Below are 20,332 nucleotides of genomic sequence, written 5' to 3'. Positions count from 1 at the left end.
GCTGTGCTGAGCTGGGCTGCGGTGGGGGATCGGGTCAGGCGTCGCCGGCGTCTTCGGCCGCTTCCGCGGCCTCCTCCGGCTGGTGCACCGTGGCGCCGAACCGGGCGGTGTGGACCGGCCCCAGGGTGATGTGGACGGCCTGCTGGTCGGTGTAGAAGTCGATGGAGCGGTAGCCGCCCTCATGGCCGAGTCCCGATGCCTTCACGCCCCCGAACGGCGTGCGCAGGTCGCGGACGTTGTGCGAGTTGAGCCACACCATCCCGGCCTCGACGTTCTGGGCGAAGGTGTGCGCGCGCTCCAGGTCGCTGGTCCAGAGGTACGCGGCGAGGCCGTAGCGGACCCCGTTGGCGAGCTCCAGCGCCTCCTCGTCGGTGTCGAACGGGGTGATGGCGACGACCGGGCCGAAGATCTCCTCCTGGAAGATCCGGGCATCCGGAGCCACATCGGCGAACACGGTCGGGGCGACGTAGTTGCCGTGGTCGAGCCCCTCCGGGCGCCCGCCGCCGGCGAGCAGCCGTCCCTCCTGCTTGCCCAGCTCGACGTAGCTCATCACCTTGTCGAAGTGCTCGGGGTGCACGAGCGCGCCGACCTCGGTCTTGGGGTCGTGCGGGTCGCCGACGACGATGTTCTTCGCCCGCTCGGCGTACCGGGAGAGGAACTCCTCGTAGATCGGACGTTCGACGAGGATGCGCGACCCGGCCGTGCAGCGCTCGCCGTTCAGCGAGAACACGCCGAACAGCGTGGAGTCGATGGCCGCCTCGAGGTCCGCGTCGGCGAACACGACCGCCGGCGACTTGCCGCCGAGCTCCATCGAGAGGCCTTTGAGGAACGGCGCGGCGTTCGCGAAGATGATCTGCCCGGTGCGGCTCTCGCCGGTGAACGAGATCAGCGGCACGTCGGGGTGCTTCACCAGCGCATCTCCGGCCTCCTCGCCCAGGCCGTTGACCAGGTTGAACACGCCGTCGGGCACGCCGGCGTCGCGGAAGATCTCGGCCCACAGACTCGCCGACAGCGGCGTGAACTCGGCGGGCTTCAGGACGACCGTGTTGCCGGTGGCGAGCGCGGGTGCGAGCTTCCAGCTCTCCAGCATGAACGGCGTGTTCCACGGAGTGATGAGGCCGGCCACGCCGATCGGCTTGCGGTTGACGTAGTTGAGCTGGCTGCCCGGCACCTTGTAGGCGTCGTCCGCCTGCGCGACGATCAGGTCGGCGAAGAACCGGAAGTTCTCGGCCGCGCGCTGCGCCTGGCCGAGCGCCTGGGTGATCGGCAGGCCGGTGTCGAACGTCTCCAGCTCGGCGAGCCGTGCATCCTGCGCCTCGACGGCGTCGGCGATGCGGTTCAGCACGCGGGCGCGCTCGCGGGGCTTCATCCGCGGCCACGGGCCGTGCGTGAAGGCGCGCGTGGCGGCGGCGACAGCGAGGTCGATGTCCTCCTTCTGGCCGGCGGCGGCCTGCACGTAGGTCTCGTTCGACACCGGGTCGAGCACGTCGAAGGTTCTGCCCGAGACACTGTCGACGAACGCGCCGTCGATGAAGTGCTGGATCTTCGCCGGGAGGTTCTCCGGGATGTGGTGGGCGGGTGCTGGGTGCTGCGCCATGCGCGGCCTCCTGTCGGTGGGAACGGTCAGTGCTGCTTGTGCTCGTTCTGGTACGCGTGGAGCGAATCCAGAGTGGCCAGTCGGTGCCGGCGAGCGGCGAGTTCGATCTCGAGCGCATCCGCGCCCGACTCGATGAGGCCGAGGATGTGCTCGTGCTCGTCGACGGACTCGCGGGCGCGGCCGGGGACGAAGCTGAACGTCGAGTCGCGCAGCACGGTCAGGCGGTTCCAGCCGCGGTGCACGAGGTCGAGGATGTGCGGGTTCGGGCACTCCTCGAAGAGGACCGCATGGAACTCCTGGTTGAGCTGGGTGAAGCGGTGGGGGATGAAGTCGTCGAGGCACGCGATCATCTCGCGGTTGATCGAGCGCGCGCGCTGGATGTGGTCGGCGGTCAGCAGCGGAGCCGACAGCTGCGTCGCCGCGCCTTCGACCAGCGCCAGCGTCTCCATCGTGTACGTGTACTCGGCCTCCTGCAGCAGGGCCACCTGGGCGCCGACGTTCTTCTCGAACGTCACCAGCCCTTCGGCCTCCAGCCGGCGGATGGCCTCCCGCACGGGGACCACGCTGATGTCGAGCTCCCCGGCGATCTGCCCGAGCACGAGCCGGAAGCCCGAGACATACCGTCCGTCGTCGATGCGGGCCCGGATGAAGTCGTACGCCAGCTGCGACTTGCTCGGAGCGGACTTCAGCGCTGCGTCAGCCATGCGCGGTACCTCTCTTTCCATGCGGTGTTCATCGGGAACAGGCCGTCGACCGGGTTGCCCTGCGACACCTGCTCGGCGATGAACTCCTCTTCGCGCTCCTGCTCGATCGCATCGGTCACGACCTCCTCGACGAGGGCGGGCGGGATGACGAGAAGTCCGTCCGCATCGCCCACGATCACATCGCCGGGCAGAATCGCCGCCCCGCCGCAGGCGATCGCGATGTCGGTGTCCCACGGCACATGCTTGCGGCCGAGCACCGCCGGGTGCGGGCCGTTGTGGTAGGTCGGGATGTCGAGGGCGGCGACCACCGCGAGGTCGCGGACGCCGCCGTCGGTGACGATCCCGGCTGCGCCGTTGACCTGCGCGCGCAGCGCCAGGACGTCGCCGACGGTTCCGCTGCCGCGCTCGCCGCGGGCCTCGATCACGAGCACCTCGCCCGGGCCGACGGCGTCGAACGCGCGCTTCTGCGCGTTGTAGCCGCCGCCGTGCGACGCGAAGAGGTCCTCGCGATTGGGGAGATAGCGGAGCGTCCGTGCGGTACCGATGACCTTCGCGCCGGGGCGCGTGGAGGTCAGTCCGTCGATGGAGACGTTGTCCAGGCCGCGCTTGCGGAGCTGGGAGCTGAGGGTCGCGGTCGAGACGCAGGCGAGCTTCGCGCGCAATTCGTGCGTCAGGACGAAGCCGGGCTCGGGCGGCGTGGCCCACGCTTCGGCTCGCTGCAGGTCGTCGACGCTCGGCTTCGTGCCGAAATCGCCGAACGGGATGTCGCCCTCGGTGATGCGGGTGACCAGGCGGCCGGTGCTCGGCGCGCCCGGCGCGGTCGGCGCATCCACTTCGACCTCGACGGTGTCGCCGGGCTGGGTGACGGACGATCCGGCGGGGGTCCCGGTGAGGATGACGTCGCCGGGTTCCAGGGTCATCAGCTGCGAGAGGTCGGCGATGAGGCGACCGAACGGGAAGAGCAGGTCGTCGGTCGTCCCCTCCTGCACCAGCTCGCCGTTGAGCCAGGTGCGGACGCGGAGGGCGGCCGGGTCGAGACCGTCGGCGGCCAGGACGGCCGGGCCGAGCGGAGTGAAGCCGTCGCCCCCCTTGGAGCGGACGTTCGACCCCTTGTCGGCGGCACGCAGGTCGTACAACCCGAAGTCATTGGCCGCGGTCACGCCGGAGACGGCGGCCCAGCCGTCCTCGGGGGAGACCCGCCGGGTGGGCCGGCCGATGATGAGGGCGATCTCACCTTCGAAAGCGAGGAGCTCGGTGCCGGCCGGCCGCTCCAGTTCGCCACCGCTATCGGCGACCGAGGACGCCGGCTTGAAGAAGTAGGACGGCTGAGCGGGGGTGCGGCCGCGCTGGGCGGCGCGCGAGCGATAGTTCAGGTGCACCGCGATGATCTTGCCGGGAGGGCTGATGGCACTCACGTGTGATGGCTCCTCATCGTCGGGGAAGGGTCCAGTCGGGCCGTATTCGGAATCATATACGATCTACTCCTGTTGCGACAGCGCGTCAGTACGCTGTCGGCTCAACCGTGTCGGAAGAGCCTCCGATGAAGCGTTCCGCCAGGCCTTCGGAGGCGCGCGCGAGCAGGGTCACGTCCGACCCGACCAGCACGTATGCCGCGCCCGCTGCCGCATACCGTTCGGCTGTCGCGGGATCGAAGGCGTTGACGCCGACCGGAGTACCGGAGGCGCGGCCGGCCGCGATCACGCGCTCGACGGCGGAGATCACGTCGGGGTGGTTCTGCTGCCCGAGCAACCCCATCGAGGCGGCGAGGTCCGCGGGTCCGACGAGGAGCGCATCCACGCCGTCCACCGCGGCGATCGCTCCAGCGGCATCGAGCGCGTCGACCGTCTCGATCTGGACCGTCAGCGACACCAGCTCGTTCGCGCGGGCCAGGTAGTCCGGGATGCGGCTCCACCGGGACGAGCGCGCCAGGGCGCTGCCCACTCCGCGGACGCCGTGCGGGGGATACCGGACCGCCCGGACCATCTCCTCGGCGTGAGCGACGCTGTCGACCATCGGAACCAGGACGTTCTGCGCGCCCAGGTCGAGCAGCTGCTTGAGGATCACCGGCTCGCCGATGGGCGCCCGCACGACGGGCACCGCCGGATACGGGGCGATGGCCTGCAGCTGGGCGAGGATCGACTCCAGACCCACGGGCGAGTGCTCGCCGTCGATCAGGACGATGTCGAGCCCGCTTCCTGCGCAGATCTCCGCCACGAGCGGGCTGCCGGCGCACGACCACATCCCGTACAGCGGGCGGTCCGCGGCGCGGAGGCGGTCGGCGAAGGTGGGCGCTGGCTCTAGACGAATCGGCACGTGATGGCTCCCAGGGTTCCGTAGTCGGCGTGGACGGTGTCGCCGCGCTCGACCCACATCGGACGGGTGAACGAGCCGGCGAGAACGATGTCGCCCGCTTCCAGGCGGGAGCCGTGCTGGGCGAGCTTGTTCGCCAGCCAGGCGACGCCGGTGGCGGGATGGTCGAGCACCGCGGCGGCCACTCCCGACTCCTCGATGGTCTCGTTGCGGTAGAGGAGGGCGCTCACCCAGCGCAGGTCGACCGCATCCACTGCGACGGGCCGCCCCCCGAGCACCATGCCGCCCATGGCCGCATTGTCGGAGATCGTGTCGACGATGGTGCGACCCTGCATCTCGATGCGGGAGGAGAGGATCTCGAGCGCGGGGACGACGTAACGGGAGGCGGTGAGCACGTCGAACAGGGTGACGTCCGGGCCCTCCAGCGGCTCCGCGAGCACGAAGGCGAGTTCGACCTCGATGCGTACGTTCGAAAACTGGTCGAACGGGATGACGGAGCCCGTCTCGTAGACCATGTCGTCGAAGATCGCACCGTAATCCGGTTCGGTGATGCCGGTCGCCTGCTGCATCACCTTCGAGGTGAGGCCGATCTTGCGTCCGACCAGCCGGCGACCCGCGGCCAGCCCGCGCTCCACCCACACCTTCTGCACCGCGTACGAGTCCTCGACGGTCATCCCGGGGTGGCGGGCCGTCAGCAGCGGCACCGTGGTGCGCTCGCGCTCGGCTGTCGCGAGTTCGTCGGCGATGGCCTGGATTGTCGGGCTGTCGAGCACCGGTGGGCTCCCTTCGACGTTGGAGGAGGGCACGTCGGCCCCACGTTGGATCGTATATCTTCCGGTACACCTCGGCCACCGTGTCAGACTTCGAGCACTTCGGCGTTCCGCTGTTCAACCCGTGGGCGAGCGGGAACTGAGGCGACGCTCAGCCCAGACGTAGAGGGCGAGGTAGGCGACCAGGGCGACGCCGAGCCCGGCGGTGAACACCCACGCCGACGGGCGGGCCCACAGCAGTTCGCCGGAGCGCAGTGCGATCGCGAGCAGCATCAGCACGAGGCTCAGCAGCTGCGCCTGGAAGATCTGACGGAAGGCGCTCCACCGGGCGTCGCCGAGCATCCACACGTTCACCATGCCGGGGAGCGTCAGGATCGCGCCGCAGACGCGCGCCGTGAGCGGAGTCAGCGGCCACGCCCAGCCCGAGATCGCGAGCTGAGGCGCGGCGAACAGCACCAGCCCGACGACCAGCGAGCACACCCCGATCAGGGCGAGCACGATGCGCACCCAGCCCGGCAGCACCGTATCCCGGTCGGCGGGCCTGCCGGGGTCCTCACCGCGGTTCAGGATCATCGCGACGAGGATGAGGAACGGCGTCGTCACGTAGAGCGTGACCCAGACGTTGAACGACAGGAAGCCGAAATGGAAGCGGTCCCAGTGCAGGAACGTCGCGGCCGCCAAAAGTGTCGCGAAGAGCAGGACCGCGGGGAAGCCGTGACGCACGGCGCTCCAGCGGTTCGGTCGGACAACGTGCACGAAGAACACGATCCCGCCCGCATAGGCGCTGCCCAGCAGCATCGCCGTGAGCGACGGCTTGATGGTCCACGCGAAGAGGCGGTCGGTGGTGTCGGCCAGCGGGTAGAGAAGGATGAACGCCGCCACCAGGAACGGGATGATGATCGCGCCGACGACGCGCGTGTACGGATGCACGCGGTCGGTCATGCGGCCCGCCTTTCGGCGACCTCGACGGCGGCGTCCGCCGAGAGCGCCCGGCCTTCGGCCACTGCGGCGTCGAACGCCCCGCGATCGGCGCCCGCATCGAGCATCCGGTCGACGAACAGCTGGTGGAACGAGAACGCCGGAGCATTGTGCAGCCCGGTGCGCTCGCGCAGCGACCGGGATGCGCCCAGCAGCAGGCCGGACCGGGTGACGTCGCCACCGAGAGCGGCCACGGCGACCATCCCCTCCAATCCGTAGGCGATGCCCTCCACGTGGCCCAGCCGGTGGGAGAGGGAGAGGCAGGCGGCGAAGTCCGCCGCCGCACCGGCCGCGTCCCCCAGCAGCAGGCGCGCCCAGCCGCGGTGGTGCTGGGCGATCGTGACCCCGAGCTCGTCCCCGTTCGCGCGGGCGAGCGTCAGGCTCTCCTCGAAGCGGGCGAGCGCCGCATCCACCTGTTGTCGCAGCAGTGCCACGCGGCCGAGCATCACCAGCGCCATCGCCTCGCCCCAGCGGTCGCCGCGGCTGCGGAACAGGCCGAGGCTCGTGTCCATCGCGCCGTCGGCGGTGCCGGTGTCAGGAGCGGGGGAGGCGAGCACCGCCAGCGCGAACGAGATCAGCGCCAGCGCCTCGCCGTCGGAGTCGCCGGACCGGTGGAACAGGTCGGCGCTCTCGGTCAGGGCCGGCACGACGGTGCCCTCCGGGTCCTGCCAGAAGGCGATCGCCTGCGTGAAATAGAGCGCGATGGCGCGCGTGCGGTCGTCCAGGGGGTCGCCGGATGCCAACGCATCCTCCATCCAGCCGCGGACCTCTCCCAGCAGTCCCGCCACCCACCAGTAGACGTAGAGACTCCAGGCGAGCTGCGCGACGCGCGCCCAGTCGCGCCGGTCGAGCAGGTAGCGCGCGGCTGCACGGAGGTTGCCGCTGTCGGCCCCCAGCCGCATCACCCATTCGTGCTGTCCGCTGCCCTCCAGCGCTGCGTCGGCCCGGTCGCCGAGAGCGAGGAAGTACGCGGCGTGGGCGTCCTGCGCAGGCGGGAGCCCGCCGCTCTTCTCGAGCCGTTCGTTCGCGTACTCACGGACCGTCGCCAGGAGGGAGAACCGGGCCTGATCCGCATCCTCATGCTGCCGCACCAGACTGTTGTCGACGAGGGCGGCGAGCGCCGACAGCACGTCGGGCACCGCGTCGGTGGCCCCTTCCGAGGACATCGACGCCTCCACGGCTTCGGCCGCCTCCAGGGTGAACCCGCCCTCGAAGACACCGAGGAGAGCGAGCAGGGTCCGCTCCGGACCGTCGAGCAGCTGCGCGCTCCACTCGATCGTGGCCCGCAGGGTGCGCTGGCGTTCCGGCAGGTCGCGGGCGCCGCCCACCAGCAGCGGGAGCCGCCGGTCGAGGCGGCGAGCCAGCTCGGCGGGCGGGAGGACGCGGATGCGCGCAGCGGCCAGCTCGATCGCCAGGGGCAGACCGTCGAGCGCGGTGCAGATGCGCCCGACATCGTCCGCGTTCCCCGGCGTGATCTCGAAGTCCGGTCGAACGGCGTGCGCGCGCTCCACGAACAGCGTCAGCGCCTCCGCCGGCGGGAGCGGGTCGAGTTCGTAACGACGCTCACCGCCGACCCTCAGCAGCGAACGGCTGGTGACGACGGCGCTGACCCCGGGCGCTGCGGCGAGCAGTTCCGTCACGAACGGGGCGGCGGCGAGCGCCTGCTCGAAGTTGTCGAGCACGAGCAGGATGCGGCGGTCGCGCAGAGCGGTCGCGACCTTGTCGGGGAGGGGCGCGTCACCCGTGTCGCGCACGCCCAGCGACTGGGCGAGCGCTCCGACGACTCCGGCGCGATCGTGTGCGGCGGCGAGGTCGACGAAGACGGCCCCGTCGGGGAACCGTTCGGCGAGGCCTCCGGCGGCGGCGATCGCCAGCCGGCTCTTCCCGATCCCGCCGGGACCGGTGATGGTGACGAGCCGCACGCCGTCGGCGAGCATCCCGCGCACGGCCGCGATGTCGCCTTCGCGACCGATGAGTCCGGTCAGGGGAGAGGGGAGAGAGGAGTCGGGGGCGGGCGCCGGCTCCTCTGTGATGCGCTCCGCCTCTGAAGGGACACGGCTCAGCTCGAACCGCTCGGCGAGCAGCGTGGCGAGGTCGGCCTCGAGGAGCACCTCGAGCTCCTCCGCCGACTCGAAGTACTTGAACGAGGCGCGGTCGTCGGAGCGGATCCGGTCGAGCAGCTCGGTCAACCGGGGTTCACGGCCGGGTGACGGATCCTTGATATAGATCAGACGGGGAAGTGCGGGCGGGCACAGGTTGTATTCGTCCTCGAGTCCGGACACCTGCTCGTCGGGGGCGACCCAGCCGTACCGCTCCCAGTACAGGCCGACGAAGACGTCGCTCTGGTCGAGGTACGCGCGGTACAGCTCGCGCGGTGGATGCGGCCGGGCGCCGAGCTCGAACATGACCGGTGCGAGATGCAGGCGCTCGATCGCAGCCCGCGCCGCCCGGCGTTCGGGGGCGAGCTCCTTGAGTGTCGAACTGACGAAGATCCGCAGTCGCTGGTCCGGCGTACGGATCACGCGTGACGCCGCCTTCATGCACGCATTCTGTTGCACCGGGGTCACGCTGCACCAGGGGTCGTGCGGCCATCGAGTGGACGCAACACGCCGTCAGAGCGCTGCGCTCAACGGCGTGTTGCGTCGACTCGCTGCGCAGAGGTCGAGGCCGGGAGCGGATCGGCGGGTGCCAGGTCGCGGAGGGCCGCGGCGGAGGCCGAGCCGGGCTCGGCGTGATAGATCACGAGCAACTGTCCCCCCGAATCGCCGATGGGCAGCTTCTCGCGGCTGAGGTGCAGCATCCCGAGCCGAGGGTGGTCGAGGCGGGCGGCGCCTCCACCCAGGCCTCGCACGTCGTGGCGCGCCCACAGCCGCCGGAAATGCTCGCTGCCGAGCGACAGCTCGCCGACCAGCTGGGCGATGCGCGGGTCGTCCACCTCGCTGCCGATGGAGGCCCGGAATGACGCGATCAGTCCGGCGGTGGCCTGCTCCCACTCCGGGTACAGGGCGCGCTCCTCCTCGTCGAGGAAGAGCGAGCGGAGGCGGTTGCGACCGGGACGCAAGGAGGGCGACAGCGCCTCGGCGAGAGCGTTGGCGGCCAGGACGTCGAACATCCTGTCCTCGACGAATGCGGGGAGCTCCAGCACCTCCAGCAGCTGCAGAATGCCCTTCGGAACGGGCCGCCGCGCCGGGCGCCGGGCGGCCGTCGGCCGCGGCTCGGAGAGGCTGAGGAGGTAGTCGGTCGCCGCCGCGTCGAGTCCGAAGACCCGGGCGAGCGCGGCGAGCACCTGTGCGGAGGGGTGGCGGTCGCGGCCCTGCTCGAGCCGCAGGTAGTAGTCGGCGCTGATGCCGGCGAGGGTGGCGACTTCCTCGCGGCGGAGACCGGGAGTGCGCCGGACACCGGTCACACGGAGGCCCACCGACGCCGGGTCGACCTGCTCGCGTCGGGCGCGCAGGTACTCGCCGAGCGCGTTGGGATCGGGGCGGGAAGACACAGCGCGAGTCTAGAAGCGCTCACAACCCGCAGCCAGGTCCTCCCATCCCCAGGATCGCCGCGGCACTGCCTACGCGGTGCGCGACGGCGCAGAGTGGATGTCATGACAGACCGCGAGACCACCACCCGTTCCTCCCTCCCCGGCGGCACCTTCCGCACCGGGGACCTCGAACTCACCCGCGTCGGATACGGCGCCATGCAACTCGCCGGCCCGGGTGTCTTCGGGCCGCCGGCCGATCGCGACGAGGCGCTCGCCGTGCTGCGGGCCGCCGTGGAGGCGGGGATCACGCACATCGACACCGCCGAGTTCTACGGTCCCCACGTCACGAACGAACTGATCCGGGAGGCGCTCGCGCCGTATCCCGACGACCTGCACATCGTCACGAAGGTCGGCGCCGAGCGCGACGCCGACGGAAACTGGCCGCATGCCCGTTCGCCGCAGCAGCTGCGCGACCAGGTGCACCAGAACCTCCGTTCTCTCGGTGTCGAGGTGCTCGACATCGTCAACCTGCGGGTGGGCGGGTTCGACCGCCCGGAGCCGGGTTCGCTCGCCGAGCAGTTCGGCACGCTCGCCGACCTGCAGTGCGAAGGACTCATCCGTCACCTGGGCGTGAGCACCGTGGACGCAGAGCAGCTGGCCGAGGCCCAGACGATCGCTCCCGTCGTCACCGTGCAGAACTTCTACAACATCGCCAACCGTCACGACGACGCGCTCATCGAGCAGACCGCGCGCGACGGGATCGCCTACGTGCCGTACTTCCCGCTCGGCGGCTTCACGCCGCTGCAGTCCGGTGTCCTCGCGTCGGTCGCCGCCCGGCTGGAGGCGACACCCCTGGCCGTGGCACTCGCGTGGCTGTTGCAGCGCTCGCCGAACATCCTGCTGATCCCGGGTACCTCCTCGGTGGCACACCTGCGCGCGAACATCGCAGGAGCGGCCCTCGTCCTGCCCGCCGACGCGGTGCGCGAACTCGACGCGGTGGGATAGCGAAGGTGTTGCGGTCATCGCCCGTTGCGTCGGATGCGAAATCGTATATCATTGCCGGATCGGAGCGCCGCTCCGTGACAATGATGTCGCAGCACTGGGAGAACACAACGATGAGCGCATCCCCCTTCACCCCTACCGGCAGCATCCGATCGCAGGGCGATCGCCGGCGGGTCGTCTTCGCAACCGTGATCGGCACCACCGTGGAGTGGTACGACTTCTTCATCTACGCCTCGGCCGCTGGACTCGTCTTCGGCGAGTTGTTCTTCGCGCCCGCCGGCCCGCAGTTCGCGACCGTCCTGTCGTTTCTGACGGTGGGCGTGAGCTTCCTGTTCCGTCCGCTCGGCGCCTTCCTGGCCGGGCACATCGGCGACCGCTACGGCCGCCGGGTCGTCCTCGTATCGACGCTGATCCTGATGGGGGTCTCCACCGCCCTCGTCGGGCTGCTGCCCACCTACCAGGCGATCGGGATCGCCGCGCCGATCCTGCTCGTGCTGTTGCGGGTGCTGCAGGGCATCTCGGCCGGCGGCGAGTGGGGCGGCGCGGTGCTGATGGCGGTCGAGCACGCGCCGACGGCCAAGCGCGGCCTCTTCGGCGCCTCTCCGCAGATCGGCGTGCCGCTCGGTCTGCTGCTGGCGTCGGGGACCATGGCCGTCATGACCGTGATCGCCCCCGGGGATGCCTTCCTCGCGTGGGGATGGCGCGTGCCGTTCCTGCTGTCCGTCGTGCTCATCGTCATCGGCTACTGGGTGCGGCGCAGCGTCGAGGAGAGCCCGGTCTTCACCGAGATCGCCGAGCGACGTGAGCGCACCCGGATGCCGATCGTTCAGGTGTTCCGCAAGCACGCCCTGCTGGTGATCGTGGCGGCCTTCGTCTTCGCGGGAAACAACGCCGTCGGCTACATGACCACCGGCGGTTACATCCAGAACTACGCGACGAACCCCGAAGGGCCGCTGAAGCTCGATCGCGGACCGGTGCTCTGGGCGGTCGCCGCCTCGGCGGTCACCTGGCTGCTCGCGACCTGGTTCGCCGGATGGCTGAGCGACCGCATCGGTCGCCGGACCACCTACATCGTGGGATGGATCCTGCAGCTCGTGGGCGTGTTCGCTCTGTTCCCGCTCGTCAACTCGGGGAGCGCAGGGATGCTGTTCCTCGGTCTGGCGATCCTCACGATCGGGCTGGGCTTCACGTACGGCCCGCAGGCGGCGCTGTATTCGGAGCTGTTCCCGGCATCCATCCGCTTCTCCGGGGTGTCGATCTCGTACGCGATCGGCGCGATCCTCGGCGGCGCCTTCGCACCGACGATCGCGACGGCGCTGGTGCAGGCCACCGGAACCACGCTGTCCGTGACGTGGTACCTCGCCGGCATGACCGTGCTCGGGCTCCTCGCGACGCTCGTGCTGCGCGACCGGACCGGCATCCCGCTCGGCCCCGATCACGAGGCGGAGCAGGCGGAGAGCCCGATCCGTGGAATCTCCGGGCGGCCGCGGGAGGCGGAGGCCGTCCGCGGCTGACCGCGCGACGCTGAGTCGGCCCGCGCTTCGTGCGGGTCGACTCAGCGCGGGCCGCTCAGAGCGGTCGGCCAAGCGCGGGTCGGCTCGGCGAGTCGGCTCAGCCGGTGACGAAGCGGATGAGGTGGGGCGCCACCGCTTCGCCCGAGACGTCGTGCGTCTGACCGGCGACCACCTCGAAGTCGCCGTCCTGCGCCCCGGAAGCGACGCCCTCGGCGCCGACCCGCAGGAACCCCGGGGTCTGCTCGCCCGCGAGCGCCAACACGGGGACAGAGACCGCCTGCAGCAGGTCGTCCGGCACGCGGCTGTCGCCCATCGCGGCGTCGTCGTACGCGAGGGTCGGCGCCAGCGCGAGGGTCGACTCCCACCCGGGCGAGTTGCGCATCCCTTCGATGCCCGCCTCGGGGACGCCCACCCGCCGCAGGAACAATTCGACCGCGGCCGCCCGGTCATCGGCGGCCAACGCCCCCGCGAGCTCTCGCGTGTAGGCCTCGGCGGAGGGCAGCATCGAGTCCGGCAGGTACGGCGGCTCGTACACCGCGACGCGCGGCACGCGCTCGGCCCCCAGCGCTGCGGTCGCGGCCAGCGCCAGAGCGCCGCCCGACGACATTCCGAAGAGCGTCGCGGAGCCGCCGACGGCATCCACCAGGGCCGCAAGGTCTTCGATCTCGCGCGCGACGGCATCCGCCCGCGCGGACGGGTCCGCCAGCCGATCGCTGCTCTCGCCGCGCCCGCGCCGGTCGTACAGGACCACCGTGAGGCGCTCCCGCAGCGCCGCCGCGATCGGGCGCATCGGTCCGGCGTCGCGGAAACAGGTGGCTCCGTCGACCAGCACGATGGCCGGCCCTGAGCCGTCGATCTCGTACGCGATCGTGCTGCCGTCGGAAGAGGTGAGGGTGCTCATGGGATGCAGCGTAGTCGCCGCCACCGTCAGCGCCCCTGGCGCCGACGCACCCCGAAGCCGATGAGCACGCCGCCGCCGACGGCGACCAGCACTCCGAGACCGCGGACGAGCCAGTTCACGTCGCTGGTCACGGCGTCGAACAGCAGCGGGCCGGCCAGACCCACCACGACCAGCGCGACGCCGAGAATGAAGAACCAGGGGGAACCGTTCGTCCGCTCGACCATGCCCCGAGCCTACCGGCGGCACAGCCGAGCGGACGGGCCGCTACGGAAGGTAGTAGGTCGGGTTCGGCAGCTTCACGGTCCGGTCGGCGTGCCCGCCGATCAGGTCGCTGTACTGGTCGCCGAAGTTGGCGACGATGTCGTACTTCCCGCCGGCCGCCGACTCGATGTGCGCGCGCGTCTGCGACTTGTACTCGATGGTCGTGCACTTGGCCGTGGCGCAGCTGATGTACGCCGGTTGCTGGGAGGCGCCGACACCCGTCCACTTCGTGTAGAAGTTCTGCGGAGTGAACCCGGTGTAGCCGACCTTCGCCAGGTTGCCGAGGGTCGCCGCCTTCTGGTCGTCGTTCCGGCCCGTGAGGCCCACCAGCGTGCAGCCCGCCTTCTGGGCGACCGCGGCGAGCGTCGTCATGTGCGGCGTCGCCGGGAAGCGCTCGTCCTGCACCCAGACGTCCTGCTCGGCCGGGTTGAAGGTGAAGTGCATGTCCGCCACCTCCATGTCGTACGTCCAGAGGGTCGTGTCGTCCGTGTCGAGCACGATCGCCGGGTTCTTGTGCAGCTTCTTCTCTACGAAGCACTGAGCTGCGACCACCGGCGCCTGCCGCTGCACGATCGAGTGCAGTTCACGGATGTACGGCGAATCGGTCTTGTTCGCGATGCCGGTCCCCGGGTCGCCGTAGTACGTCGCGATCGTCTTCTTGACCGAGTCGATGTTCGGGATGCCTTCGCCGCCCTGCGTGGCGCCGCTCGAACCGTCGGGCGCCATCCGGAAGTGCGTGCGCGGAGCGAGACGCGGCTCGCTGACGCCGGGCAGGTCGGCCGAGGGCAGGTAGTAGGTGGGGTTGGGGAGCTTCAGCGCCTGCTCGGCGTAGCCGCCCTGCAGGTCGGACCACTGGTCGCCCACGTTGAGCGTGATGGTGTAGCCGAGGTCCTGGATGTGCTTGCGGGTCAGCGCCTTGTACTCGACGGTGGTGCAGCTGGCTGCGGCGCAGGTGACGTACGGCGGCTGCTGGGATGCGCCCGTTCCCGTCCACTTCGTGTAGAAGCGGTCGGCGGAGAAAGCGGTGAAACCGACCTTCGACAGGTTGCCCAGCGTGGCGGCCTTCTGGTTGTCGTTGCGGCCGGTCAGGCCGAAGACGGTGTAGCCCATGGCCGCCGCCTGGTTGACGAAGTCGACCATGCCGGGCGTCGCCGGGAAGCGCTGTCCCTGCACCCACACATCCTGTTCGGCGGGGTTGAAGGTGAAGTGCATGTCCGCGACTTCCATGTCGTACGTCCACAGCGTGGTGTCGTCGGTGTCGAAGACGATCGCGGGCTTCTGGCCGTGGCGCACAGCGCGGTCGTAGCCCGCCTTCAACTCCGCCTTCTCCCGGCCCAGGATGCCGCCGAGTTCGCTGATGTAGGGGGAGCTCGTCTTGTTCGCGATCCCGGTGCCGGGGTCGCCGTAGTAGGTCGCGATCGTCTTCTTCACGGAGTCGATGTTCGGGATGCCCTCGCCGCCCTGCGTGGCGCCGCTGGAGCCGTCGGGCGCCATCGTGAAGGCGGTGCGGGGCGCGAGCGCCGCGTCGCCGTGACCGGGGTCCCAGGCGGTCGCGGCCGGTGCATCGGCCAGGCCGACGCCGAGGGCGAGGGCGAGGACTCCGGCTGCGCTGACGAGCGTTCGACGGAGGCGGGAAGAGGTCGGGAGAGTGTCGGACATGACGCACCTTTGCGATCAGAGCGTGGGAGTCTGCCCCCATCCGGGGGCCGGGAGCAGCCTAGCGAACCGGCCGTCCGGAGGGGAAGCGCCACGGCGCCGACATACTCAGCGGGATTGAAGTGGGGCCCGGTAACGTTGTGGCCGGTATGCGCACCACAACCCTCGACCCGACCGCCCTGCGTGCGGACTTCCCGATCCTCTCCCGAGAGGTGAACGGCCACCCCTTCGTCTATCTCGACTCGGGGGCCACGTCGCAGAAGCCGCGACAGGTGCTCGACGCCGAACGCGCCTTCGCCGAGCGGTACACCTCGGCCGTGCATCGCGGTGCCCACACCGTCGCGGGCGAGGCGACCGAGCTGTTCGAGGATGCGCGCGCACGTGTCGCGGCCTTCGTCGGCGCCCAGCCGGACGAACTGGTGTGGACCTCGAACGCCACCGAGGGCATCAACCTCCTCGCGTACGGGATGTCGAACGCGTCGCTGGGTCGCGGCGGCTCGGCCGCCGAGCGCTTCCGTCTCGGCCCGGGCGACGAGCTCGTCGTCACGGAGGCCGAGCACCATGCAAATCTCATCCCGTGGCAGGAGCTCGCGGCCCGCACGGGCGCGACGCTGCGCGTGATCGGCCTCACCGACGACGGGATGCTGCGCCTCGACCAGGCGGCGGAGCTGATCGGTCCGCGCACCAAGGTCGTCGCGTTCGCCCACGTCTCCAACGTGCTCGGCGGCATCAATCCTGTGGCCGAGCTGGTCGCGCTGGCCCATGAGCACGGCGCCCTCGTCGTGCTCGACGCCTGCCAGTCCGTCCCGCACCTCGGGGTCGACTTCCCGGCGCTCGACGTCGACTTCGCAGTGTTCTCGGGTCACAAGATGCTCGGCCCGACCGGGGTCGGAGCGCTGTACGGCCGCAGCGAGTTGCTGAACGCGCTGCCTCCCTTCCTCACCGGCGGCTCGATGATCACGCAGGTGACCCTAGAGGGCGCCGAGTACCTGCCGGCGCCGCAGCGATTCGAGGCCGGCACGCAGCGCGTGTCGCAGGCGGTCGCGTTGGCGGCGGCGGTCGACTACCTGGAGGCGGTCGGCATGCCGGAGATCGAGGCCCACGAGGAGGCGCTCGGGGAGCGTCTGCTCGCCGGGCTCGGCGAGCTCGAGGTTGTCCGCATTCTGGGCCCTGGACCGGGCGTGCCGCGCGTCGGCCTGGCGAGCGTCGTGGTGGAGGGGATCCACGCGCACGATGTCGGCCAGTTCCTCGACGACAGGGGCATCGCCGTCCGGGTCGGCCACCACTGCGCCCAGCCGGTGCACCGCCGCTTCGGTGCGACGGCGAGCACGCGCATCAGCACGTACCTCTACAACACAGCGGACGAGGTGGATGCGGCGATCGAGGCGATCGCGGACTCCCGAGCCTTCTTCGGCGTCACGGGCGGGGGTGCGCGATGAGCGACCTGCAGAACCTGTACCAGCAGGTCATCCTCGACCACGCCCGCGAGAAGCACGGTTACGGCATCGCGGGGGACGAAGCGGCCAGCTCCCACCAGTTCAATCCAACCTGCGGCGACGAGGTGACGGTCGGCGTGCGCACGGCGGCCGACGGGCGCGTCGTCTCCATCGGCTGGGAGGGGCACGGCTGCTCCATCTCGACCGCGTCCGCGTCGCTGCTCAGCGACCTGGTGGAGGATGTGGACCGCGAGCGGCTGGCCGCATCCATCGCCGCCTTCCGTGAGCTGATGCAGTCGAAGGGCACGCTCGACGGCGACGAGGAGCTGCTCGGCGACGCGGTCGCCCTCGCCGGCGTCTCGAAGTACGTCACCCGCGTCAAGTGCGCGATGCTGCCCTGGGTCGCCCTCGAGGACGCGCTGCTCAAGTCCTCCTGACGCCCCGCGCTAGCTGCCACCGGAGGAGATTCGGCCGAAATCGCGCCGATTCTCCTGCCGCACCGCGGTCCGAAGGAGATTTCGCGCCCGTTCTCCTCCGATAGCCGCCGGATCTCCGTCGCTCGACCCCTGCCGACCCGCGCCACCGCTCCCGCTAGCGGAGGAGATTCGGCCGAAATCGCGCCGATTCTCCTGTCGCACCGCGGTCCGGAGGAGATTTCGCGCCCTTTCTCCTCCGATAGCCGCCGGATCTCCGTCGCTGGGCCCCTGCCGACCCGCGCCGCCGCTCCCGCCAGCGGAGGAGAATCGGCCGAAATCGCGCCGATTCTCCTGCTGCACCGCGGTCCGGAGGAGGTTGGGCGCCCTTTCTCCTCCGATAGCCGCCGGATCTCCGTCGCTGCGCCCACGGGATCTCCTCCCATTGACGTAAGAGCCCCCACTCCGGCCCGCACCCGTCACGGCACCGGCGCGAGGTCGACCTCGTCCGCGATCGCCTCCAGCGCGGAGGGGAGCGTGGGGAACGTCGTCCCGTAGACGAGCCCGGACGGGCCTGCCGCCGTCCAGGCCGCCGAGCCCTTGGTGACGCGTCCCACGAGGTAGCGCCGGTGACCGCCGAGCACCTGACGCTGCGCGATCGGCAGCGTGAGCGGGAACGCGTAGACGTCGCCCTGCGGGGTGACGACCAGCTCCCAGCGGGCCCGCCCCGGGTTGAACTTGCTCGTGAAGATGCGCGACATGATCGACCGTTTGTACCGCGCGGCCGCACCCGCTCGCCACGAAGATGACGACCTGTTGCGAAAGCCTTCGCCGCGTTACGTCGTCCACTCCGAGAACCGGGCGAGGAACTCCCGGGTGCGGTCCTCCGTCGGCGCACCGAAGAGCTGCGCGGGCGGCCCCTGCTCCGCGATCACCCCACGGTCGAGGAACACCACACGGTCCGCGACATCGCGTGCGAACGCCATCTCGTGGGTCGCCATCACGATCGTCGTCCCCGACGCCTTGAGCGTGCGGACCAGTTCCAGCACCTCGCCCACGAGCTCCGGGTCCAGCGCGCTGGTCACCTCGTCGAGAAGCAGCAGCTCCGGATCCGTGGCGATGGCGCGCACAATGGCCGCCCGCTGCTGCTGGCCGCCCGAGAGGCGATCCGGGAACTCTTTGGCCTTGTCGCCCAGCCCGATGCCGTCCAGCAGTGCGAGCGCCTTCTCTTCGGCCGCAGCACGGGGGATGCGGTGCACACGACGGGAGGCGAGGGTCACGTTGTCGAGCACGCTGAGGTGCGGGAAGAGGTTGTAGTGCTGGAAGACGACCCCGATGCGTCCGCGCACGGCGTCGGCCGCGATCCGCGGGTCGCTGATGTCCGTCCCGCGCAGGAGGATCTGGCCGTCGTCCAGCTGCTCCAGGAGGTTGATCGTGCGCAACAGTGTCGACTTGCCCGAGCCGCTGGCGCCGATCAGCGCGACGACCTCGTGCTCCTGGACGTCGAGGTCGATGCCGCGCAGCACCTCGGTCTCACCGAACCGTTTCCGGATCCCGGTCAGCCGCAGGACCGGCTCGCTCATACGATGCTCCCGACCTGCTCGCGGCTGCGGACGCGCGCCGCGTACCAATCGGTGAGCCGGATGGTCGGCCACGCCAAGAGCACGAACAGCAGCCCGGCCAGCACGTAGGGCGTGAAGTTGTAGGTGGCCGCCGTCTCGATCTGGGCCGCGCGCACCGCATCCACCGCGCCGAGCACCGAGATCAGCCCGACGTCCTTCTGCATCGCGACGAAGTCGTTCATCAGTGCCGGTGTCACCTTGCGTACCGCTTGCGGCAGGATCACGAGCCGCAGCGTCTGGTAGTGCGACAGCCCGAGGCCGCGCGCCGCCAGCCGCTGGGACGGGTGCACCGCTTCGATGCCGGCGCGGAACACCTCCGAGACGTAGGCGGAGTACACGAGGATGAGCGCGAGCGTGCCCCAGAACTCCGGTGGCATGCGCGGGAACACCCCGAGGCCGGGCAGCCCGAAGCCGACGAGGTACAGGACGATGATCAGCGGCATGCCGCGGAACAGATCGGTGTAGCCCGCCGCCAGCGCGCGCAACGGGAAGAAGATCGGTCCGCGGAGCGTGCGCACGGTGGCGAGCAGGATGCTCACCACGAGCACGCCGAGAGCCGCGACGATGAGCACGCGGATGTTCAGCAGCAGCCCGTCGAACACCCGCGGCCAAGCCTGCACCGCGACGGCCGGGTCGAAGAAGGTCTGCTGGACGCGCGCCCATCCCGGCGTGTTGATCACGAACACCCAGGCGAGAACGGCCACGACCAGCGTGCTGCCCAGGCTGATCAGCACCGAGCGCGTGGTCTGCCGTTTGCGGTACAGCCGCCGGTCCCGTTCGACGGCGCTCGGCTGTGGAGCGTCGACGGTCGGCGGCGTCGAGGTGTCGGTCACCGTCGAAGGCTACTTGAGCACGGGCGCGTCACCGTCCGCGGCGAGCCACTGCTCGGCCAGTTTGTCGAGCGTGCCGTCCTTCCGCAGCGCATCCACCGCGGCCGTCACCTTCGTGGTGAGGGGGCTGTCCTTGGCGAGGACCAGTCCGAACCGGTCGCCCTCCTGGCCGGAGACCTTGGGGAGCTGACCTACGATGCTGCCGTCCTTCAGCTCGGCGTCGCGGAGGTAGAAGGCGGTCGGCAGGTCGACGACGATCGCGTCGACCTGCTTGTTCTCGAGTGCCAGCTTGGCGTCGTCGTTGGAGTTGAACGCCTGCACGCCGCCCTGCGGTGCGATCTGCTTCTCCGCGGCGTTGAAGCTGGTCGTCGCGGACTGCGCGCCGATGGACAGCTTCTTCAGGTCGGTCAGGGATTTCGCTTTCGCGGCGGGGGAGGATGCGACCGTCACCACCGCCTGTGTCGTCTCGTAGTACGGCGACGAGAAGTCGACCGCCTTCTTGCGCTCGTCGGTGATGGAGAACTGCTGCAGGTTGAAGTCGAAGGTCTTCGGGCCCGGAGCGATGGCCTGGTCGAAGGTCGTGCGCACCCAGGTGACGTCGCCCTTGGCGAACCCGAGCTGCTTGGCCACGGCGTACGCGACGGCGGCTTCGAAGCCCTTCCCGGACTGCGGCTTGTCGTCCTGGACCCACGGCGAGTACGCCGGCTCGGCGGTGCCGATGGTCAGCTTGCCGGGGGTGGTGTAGTCGTCGCCCGCGGACGACCCTCCGCTCGAACCCGCGGCGCACCCGGCGAGGGTGAGCGCTGCGGCGGTGAATGCTGCTGCGGCGGCGAGGATGCGGCGCGAACGGGACATGGATCCTCCGG

Annotated in this window: 19 protein-coding genes; 4 read left to right on the top strand and 15 right to left on the bottom strand. The window is 70.4% G+C overall.

All coding sequences use genetic code 11. The features are described from left to right. Positions 1–34: 34 nt before the first annotated feature. The 8 genes from hpaE to QRN40_RS17675 all read right to left on the bottom strand — a co-directional run bounded on the left by hpaE (position 35) and on the right by QRN40_RS17675 (position 9,852). Positions 35–1,597 (bottom strand): 5-carboxymethyl-2-hydroxymuconate semialdehyde dehydrogenase, encoded by a 1,563-nt coding sequence (gene hpaE, locus QRN40_RS17710; protein WP_285117256.1) that lies wholly within the window; start codon positions 1,595–1,597, stop codon positions 35–37. Between the two features lie 26 nt (positions 1,598–1,623). Continuing rightward, complete coding sequence (locus QRN40_RS17705; protein WP_285117255.1) at positions 1,624–2,301, bottom strand: GntR family transcriptional regulator; 678 nt, start codon at positions 2,299–2,301, stop codon at positions 1,624–1,626. Beyond that, positions 2,283–3,716, bottom strand: coding sequence for a fumarylacetoacetate hydrolase family protein (locus tag QRN40_RS17700; protein ID WP_285117254.1), 1,434 nt, complete (start codon positions 3,714–3,716; stop codon positions 2,283–2,285). Before QRN40_RS17700 ends, QRN40_RS17705 begins: the two co-directional genes overlap by 19 nt. Positions 3,717–3,801: 85 nt before the next feature. Then, positions 3,802–4,614, bottom strand: a complete 813-nt coding sequence (locus tag QRN40_RS17695) for an HpcH/HpaI aldolase family protein (RefSeq protein WP_285117253.1) — start codon at positions 4,612–4,614, stop codon at positions 3,802–3,804. After that, positions 4,599–5,384 carry a 2-oxo-hept-4-ene-1,7-dioate hydratase gene (hpaH, locus tag QRN40_RS17690; RefSeq protein ID WP_285117524.1) on the bottom strand — a complete coding sequence of 262 codons (786 nt, stop codon included), beginning with the start codon at positions 5,382–5,384 and terminating at the stop codon, positions 4,599–4,601. The genes QRN40_RS17695 and hpaH overlap by 16 nt, the downstream gene beginning before the upstream one ends. Positions 5,385–5,498: 114 nt before the next feature. After that, positions 5,499–6,323 (bottom strand): hypothetical protein, encoded by an 825-nt coding sequence (locus QRN40_RS17685; protein WP_285117252.1) that lies wholly within the window; start codon positions 6,321–6,323, stop codon positions 5,499–5,501. Next, positions 6,320–8,899, bottom strand: a complete 2,580-nt coding sequence (locus QRN40_RS17680) for a DUF4062 domain-containing protein (RefSeq protein WP_285117251.1) — start codon at positions 8,897–8,899, stop codon at positions 6,320–6,322. The genes QRN40_RS17685 and QRN40_RS17680 overlap by 4 nt, the downstream gene beginning before the upstream one ends. A gap of 86 nt (positions 8,900–8,985) precedes the next feature. Further along, entirely contained in the window at positions 8,986–9,852 is an 867-nt protein-coding gene (locus QRN40_RS17675) for a helix-turn-helix domain-containing protein (protein WP_285117250.1), read from the bottom strand. Positions 9,853–9,954: 102 nt separating this feature from the next. Here QRN40_RS17675 and QRN40_RS17670 point away from each other — a divergent pair, with 102 nt between their 5' ends. Together QRN40_RS17670 and QRN40_RS17665 are read left to right on the top strand one after the other, a co-directional pair. After that, the gene (locus QRN40_RS17670; protein ID WP_285117249.1) at positions 9,955–10,836 is read left to right on the top strand and encodes an oxidoreductase; all 882 of its coding nucleotides are present in this window, start codon (positions 9,955–9,957) and stop codon (positions 10,834–10,836) included. A 110-nt stretch (positions 10,837–10,946) separates the two neighbouring features. Then, complete coding sequence (locus tag QRN40_RS17665; RefSeq protein ID WP_285117248.1) at positions 10,947–12,347, top strand: MFS transporter; 1,401 nt, start codon at positions 10,947–10,949, stop codon at positions 12,345–12,347. Positions 12,348–12,444: 97 nt separating this feature from the next. On the opposite strand, the gene QRN40_RS17660 is transcribed toward QRN40_RS17665, so the two are convergent. From QRN40_RS17660 to QRN40_RS17650, 3 genes are read right to left on the bottom strand one after another with little or no spacing between them, the layout of a single operon-like run. Continuing rightward, positions 12,445–13,248 (bottom strand): alpha/beta fold hydrolase, encoded by an 804-nt coding sequence (locus tag QRN40_RS17660; RefSeq protein ID WP_285117247.1) that lies wholly within the window; start codon positions 13,246–13,248, stop codon positions 12,445–12,447. A gap of 26 nt (positions 13,249–13,274) precedes the next feature. Continuing rightward, on the bottom strand, positions 13,275–13,472 hold the full coding sequence (locus QRN40_RS17655) for a hypothetical protein (protein WP_285117246.1): 198 nt from the start codon (positions 13,470–13,472) through the stop codon (positions 13,275–13,277). A gap of 40 nt (positions 13,473–13,512) precedes the next feature. Continuing rightward, positions 13,513–15,168 (bottom strand): HAD family acid phosphatase, encoded by a 1,656-nt coding sequence (locus QRN40_RS17650; protein WP_285117245.1) that lies wholly within the window; start codon positions 15,166–15,168, stop codon positions 13,513–13,515. Positions 15,169–15,314: 146 nt separating this feature from the next. On the opposite strand from QRN40_RS17650, the gene QRN40_RS17645 reads away from it, so the two are divergent. Together QRN40_RS17645 and sufU are read left to right on the top strand one after the other, a co-directional pair. Further along, a complete protein-coding gene (locus tag QRN40_RS17645; RefSeq protein ID WP_285117244.1) occupies positions 15,315–16,604 on the top strand; it encodes a SufS family cysteine desulfurase in 1,290 nt (429 codons plus the stop codon). Next, complete coding sequence (sufU, locus tag QRN40_RS17640) at positions 16,601–17,038, top strand: Fe-S cluster assembly sulfur transfer protein SufU (protein WP_285117243.1); 438 nt, start codon at positions 16,601–16,603, stop codon at positions 17,036–17,038. The genes QRN40_RS17645 and sufU overlap by 4 nt, the downstream gene beginning before the upstream one ends. Before the next feature lie 455 nt (positions 17,039–17,493). Here the strand turns inward: sufU and QRN40_RS17635 are convergent, their stop codons facing one another. The 4 genes from QRN40_RS17635 to QRN40_RS17620 form a co-directional block, all read right to left on the bottom strand. Continuing rightward, a complete protein-coding gene (locus QRN40_RS17635; RefSeq protein ID WP_285117242.1) occupies positions 17,494–17,775 on the bottom strand; it encodes a hypothetical protein in 282 nt (93 codons plus the stop codon). A gap of 75 nt (positions 17,776–17,850) precedes the next feature. Continuing rightward, positions 17,851–18,597: an amino acid ABC transporter ATP-binding protein gene (locus tag QRN40_RS17630; RefSeq protein WP_285117241.1), complete on the bottom strand. Its 747-nt coding sequence runs from the start codon at positions 18,595–18,597 to the stop codon at positions 17,851–17,853. Next, positions 18,594–19,469, bottom strand: coding sequence for an amino acid ABC transporter permease (locus tag QRN40_RS17625; RefSeq protein WP_285117240.1), 876 nt, complete (start codon positions 19,467–19,469; stop codon positions 18,594–18,596). The genes QRN40_RS17630 and QRN40_RS17625 overlap by 4 nt, the downstream gene beginning before the upstream one ends. 9 nt (positions 19,470–19,478) lie before the next feature. Further along, positions 19,479–20,321, bottom strand: coding sequence for an ABC transporter substrate-binding protein (locus tag QRN40_RS17620; RefSeq protein ID WP_285117239.1), 843 nt, complete (start codon positions 20,319–20,321; stop codon positions 19,479–19,481). Positions 20,322–20,332 lie beyond the last annotated feature (11 nt).

The sequence above is a fragment of the Leifsonia sp. fls2-241-R2A-40a genome, assembly GCF_030209575.1.
Taxonomy (GTDB): domain Bacteria; phylum Actinomycetota; class Actinomycetes; order Actinomycetales; family Microbacteriaceae; genus Leifsonia.
The sequence above is the reverse complement of the archived record's forward strand: the minus strand, read 5'-3'. Positions and strand labels throughout refer to the sequence as shown.

What these genes read in the sequence shown, in the direction of transcription:
- QRN40_RS17685 (WP_285117252.1), bottom strand. Translation starts at nt 6,323, where the DNA reads ATGACCGACCGCGTGCATCCGTACACGCGCGTCGTCGGCGCGATCATC.
- QRN40_RS17635 (WP_285117242.1), bottom strand. Translation starts at nt 17,775, where the DNA reads ATGTCGCGCATCTTCACGAGCAAGTTCAACCCGGGGCGGGCCCGCTGG.
- hpaE (WP_285117256.1), bottom strand. Translation starts at nt 1,597, where the DNA reads ATGGCGCAGCACCCAGCACCCGCCCACCACATCCCGGAGAACCTCCCG.
- QRN40_RS17680 (WP_285117251.1), bottom strand. Translation starts at nt 8,899, where the DNA reads ATGAAGGCGGCGTCACGCGTGATCCGTACGCCGGACCAGCGACTGCGG.
- QRN40_RS17650 (WP_285117245.1), bottom strand. Translation starts at nt 15,168, where the DNA reads ATGTCCGACACTCTCCCGACCTCTTCCCGCCTCCGTCGAACGCTCGTC.
- QRN40_RS17645 (WP_285117244.1), top strand. Translation starts at nt 15,315, where the DNA reads ATGCGCACCACAACCCTCGACCCGACCGCCCTGCGTGCGGACTTCCCG.
- sufU (WP_285117243.1), top strand. Translation starts at nt 16,601, where the DNA reads ATGAGCGACCTGCAGAACCTGTACCAGCAGGTCATCCTCGACCACGCC.
- QRN40_RS17630 (WP_285117241.1), bottom strand. Translation starts at nt 18,597, where the DNA reads ATGAGCGAGCCGGTCCTGCGGCTGACCGGGATCCGGAAACGGTTCGGT.
- QRN40_RS17655 (WP_285117246.1), bottom strand. Translation starts at nt 13,472, where the DNA reads ATGGTCGAGCGGACGAACGGTTCCCCCTGGTTCTTCATTCTCGGCGTC.
- QRN40_RS17705 (WP_285117255.1), bottom strand. Translation starts at nt 2,301, where the DNA reads ATGGCTGACGCAGCGCTGAAGTCCGCTCCGAGCAAGTCGCAGCTGGCG.
- QRN40_RS17620 (WP_285117239.1), bottom strand. Translation starts at nt 20,321, where the DNA reads ATGTCCCGTTCGCGCCGCATCCTCGCCGCCGCAGCAGCATTCACCGCC.
- QRN40_RS17660 (WP_285117247.1), bottom strand. Translation starts at nt 13,248, where the DNA reads ATGAGCACCCTCACCTCTTCCGACGGCAGCACGATCGCGTACGAGATC.
- QRN40_RS17665 (WP_285117248.1), top strand. Translation starts at nt 10,947, where the DNA reads ATGAGCGCATCCCCCTTCACCCCTACCGGCAGCATCCGATCGCAGGGC.
- QRN40_RS17670 (WP_285117249.1), top strand. Translation starts at nt 9,955, where the DNA reads ATGACAGACCGCGAGACCACCACCCGTTCCTCCCTCCCCGGCGGCACC.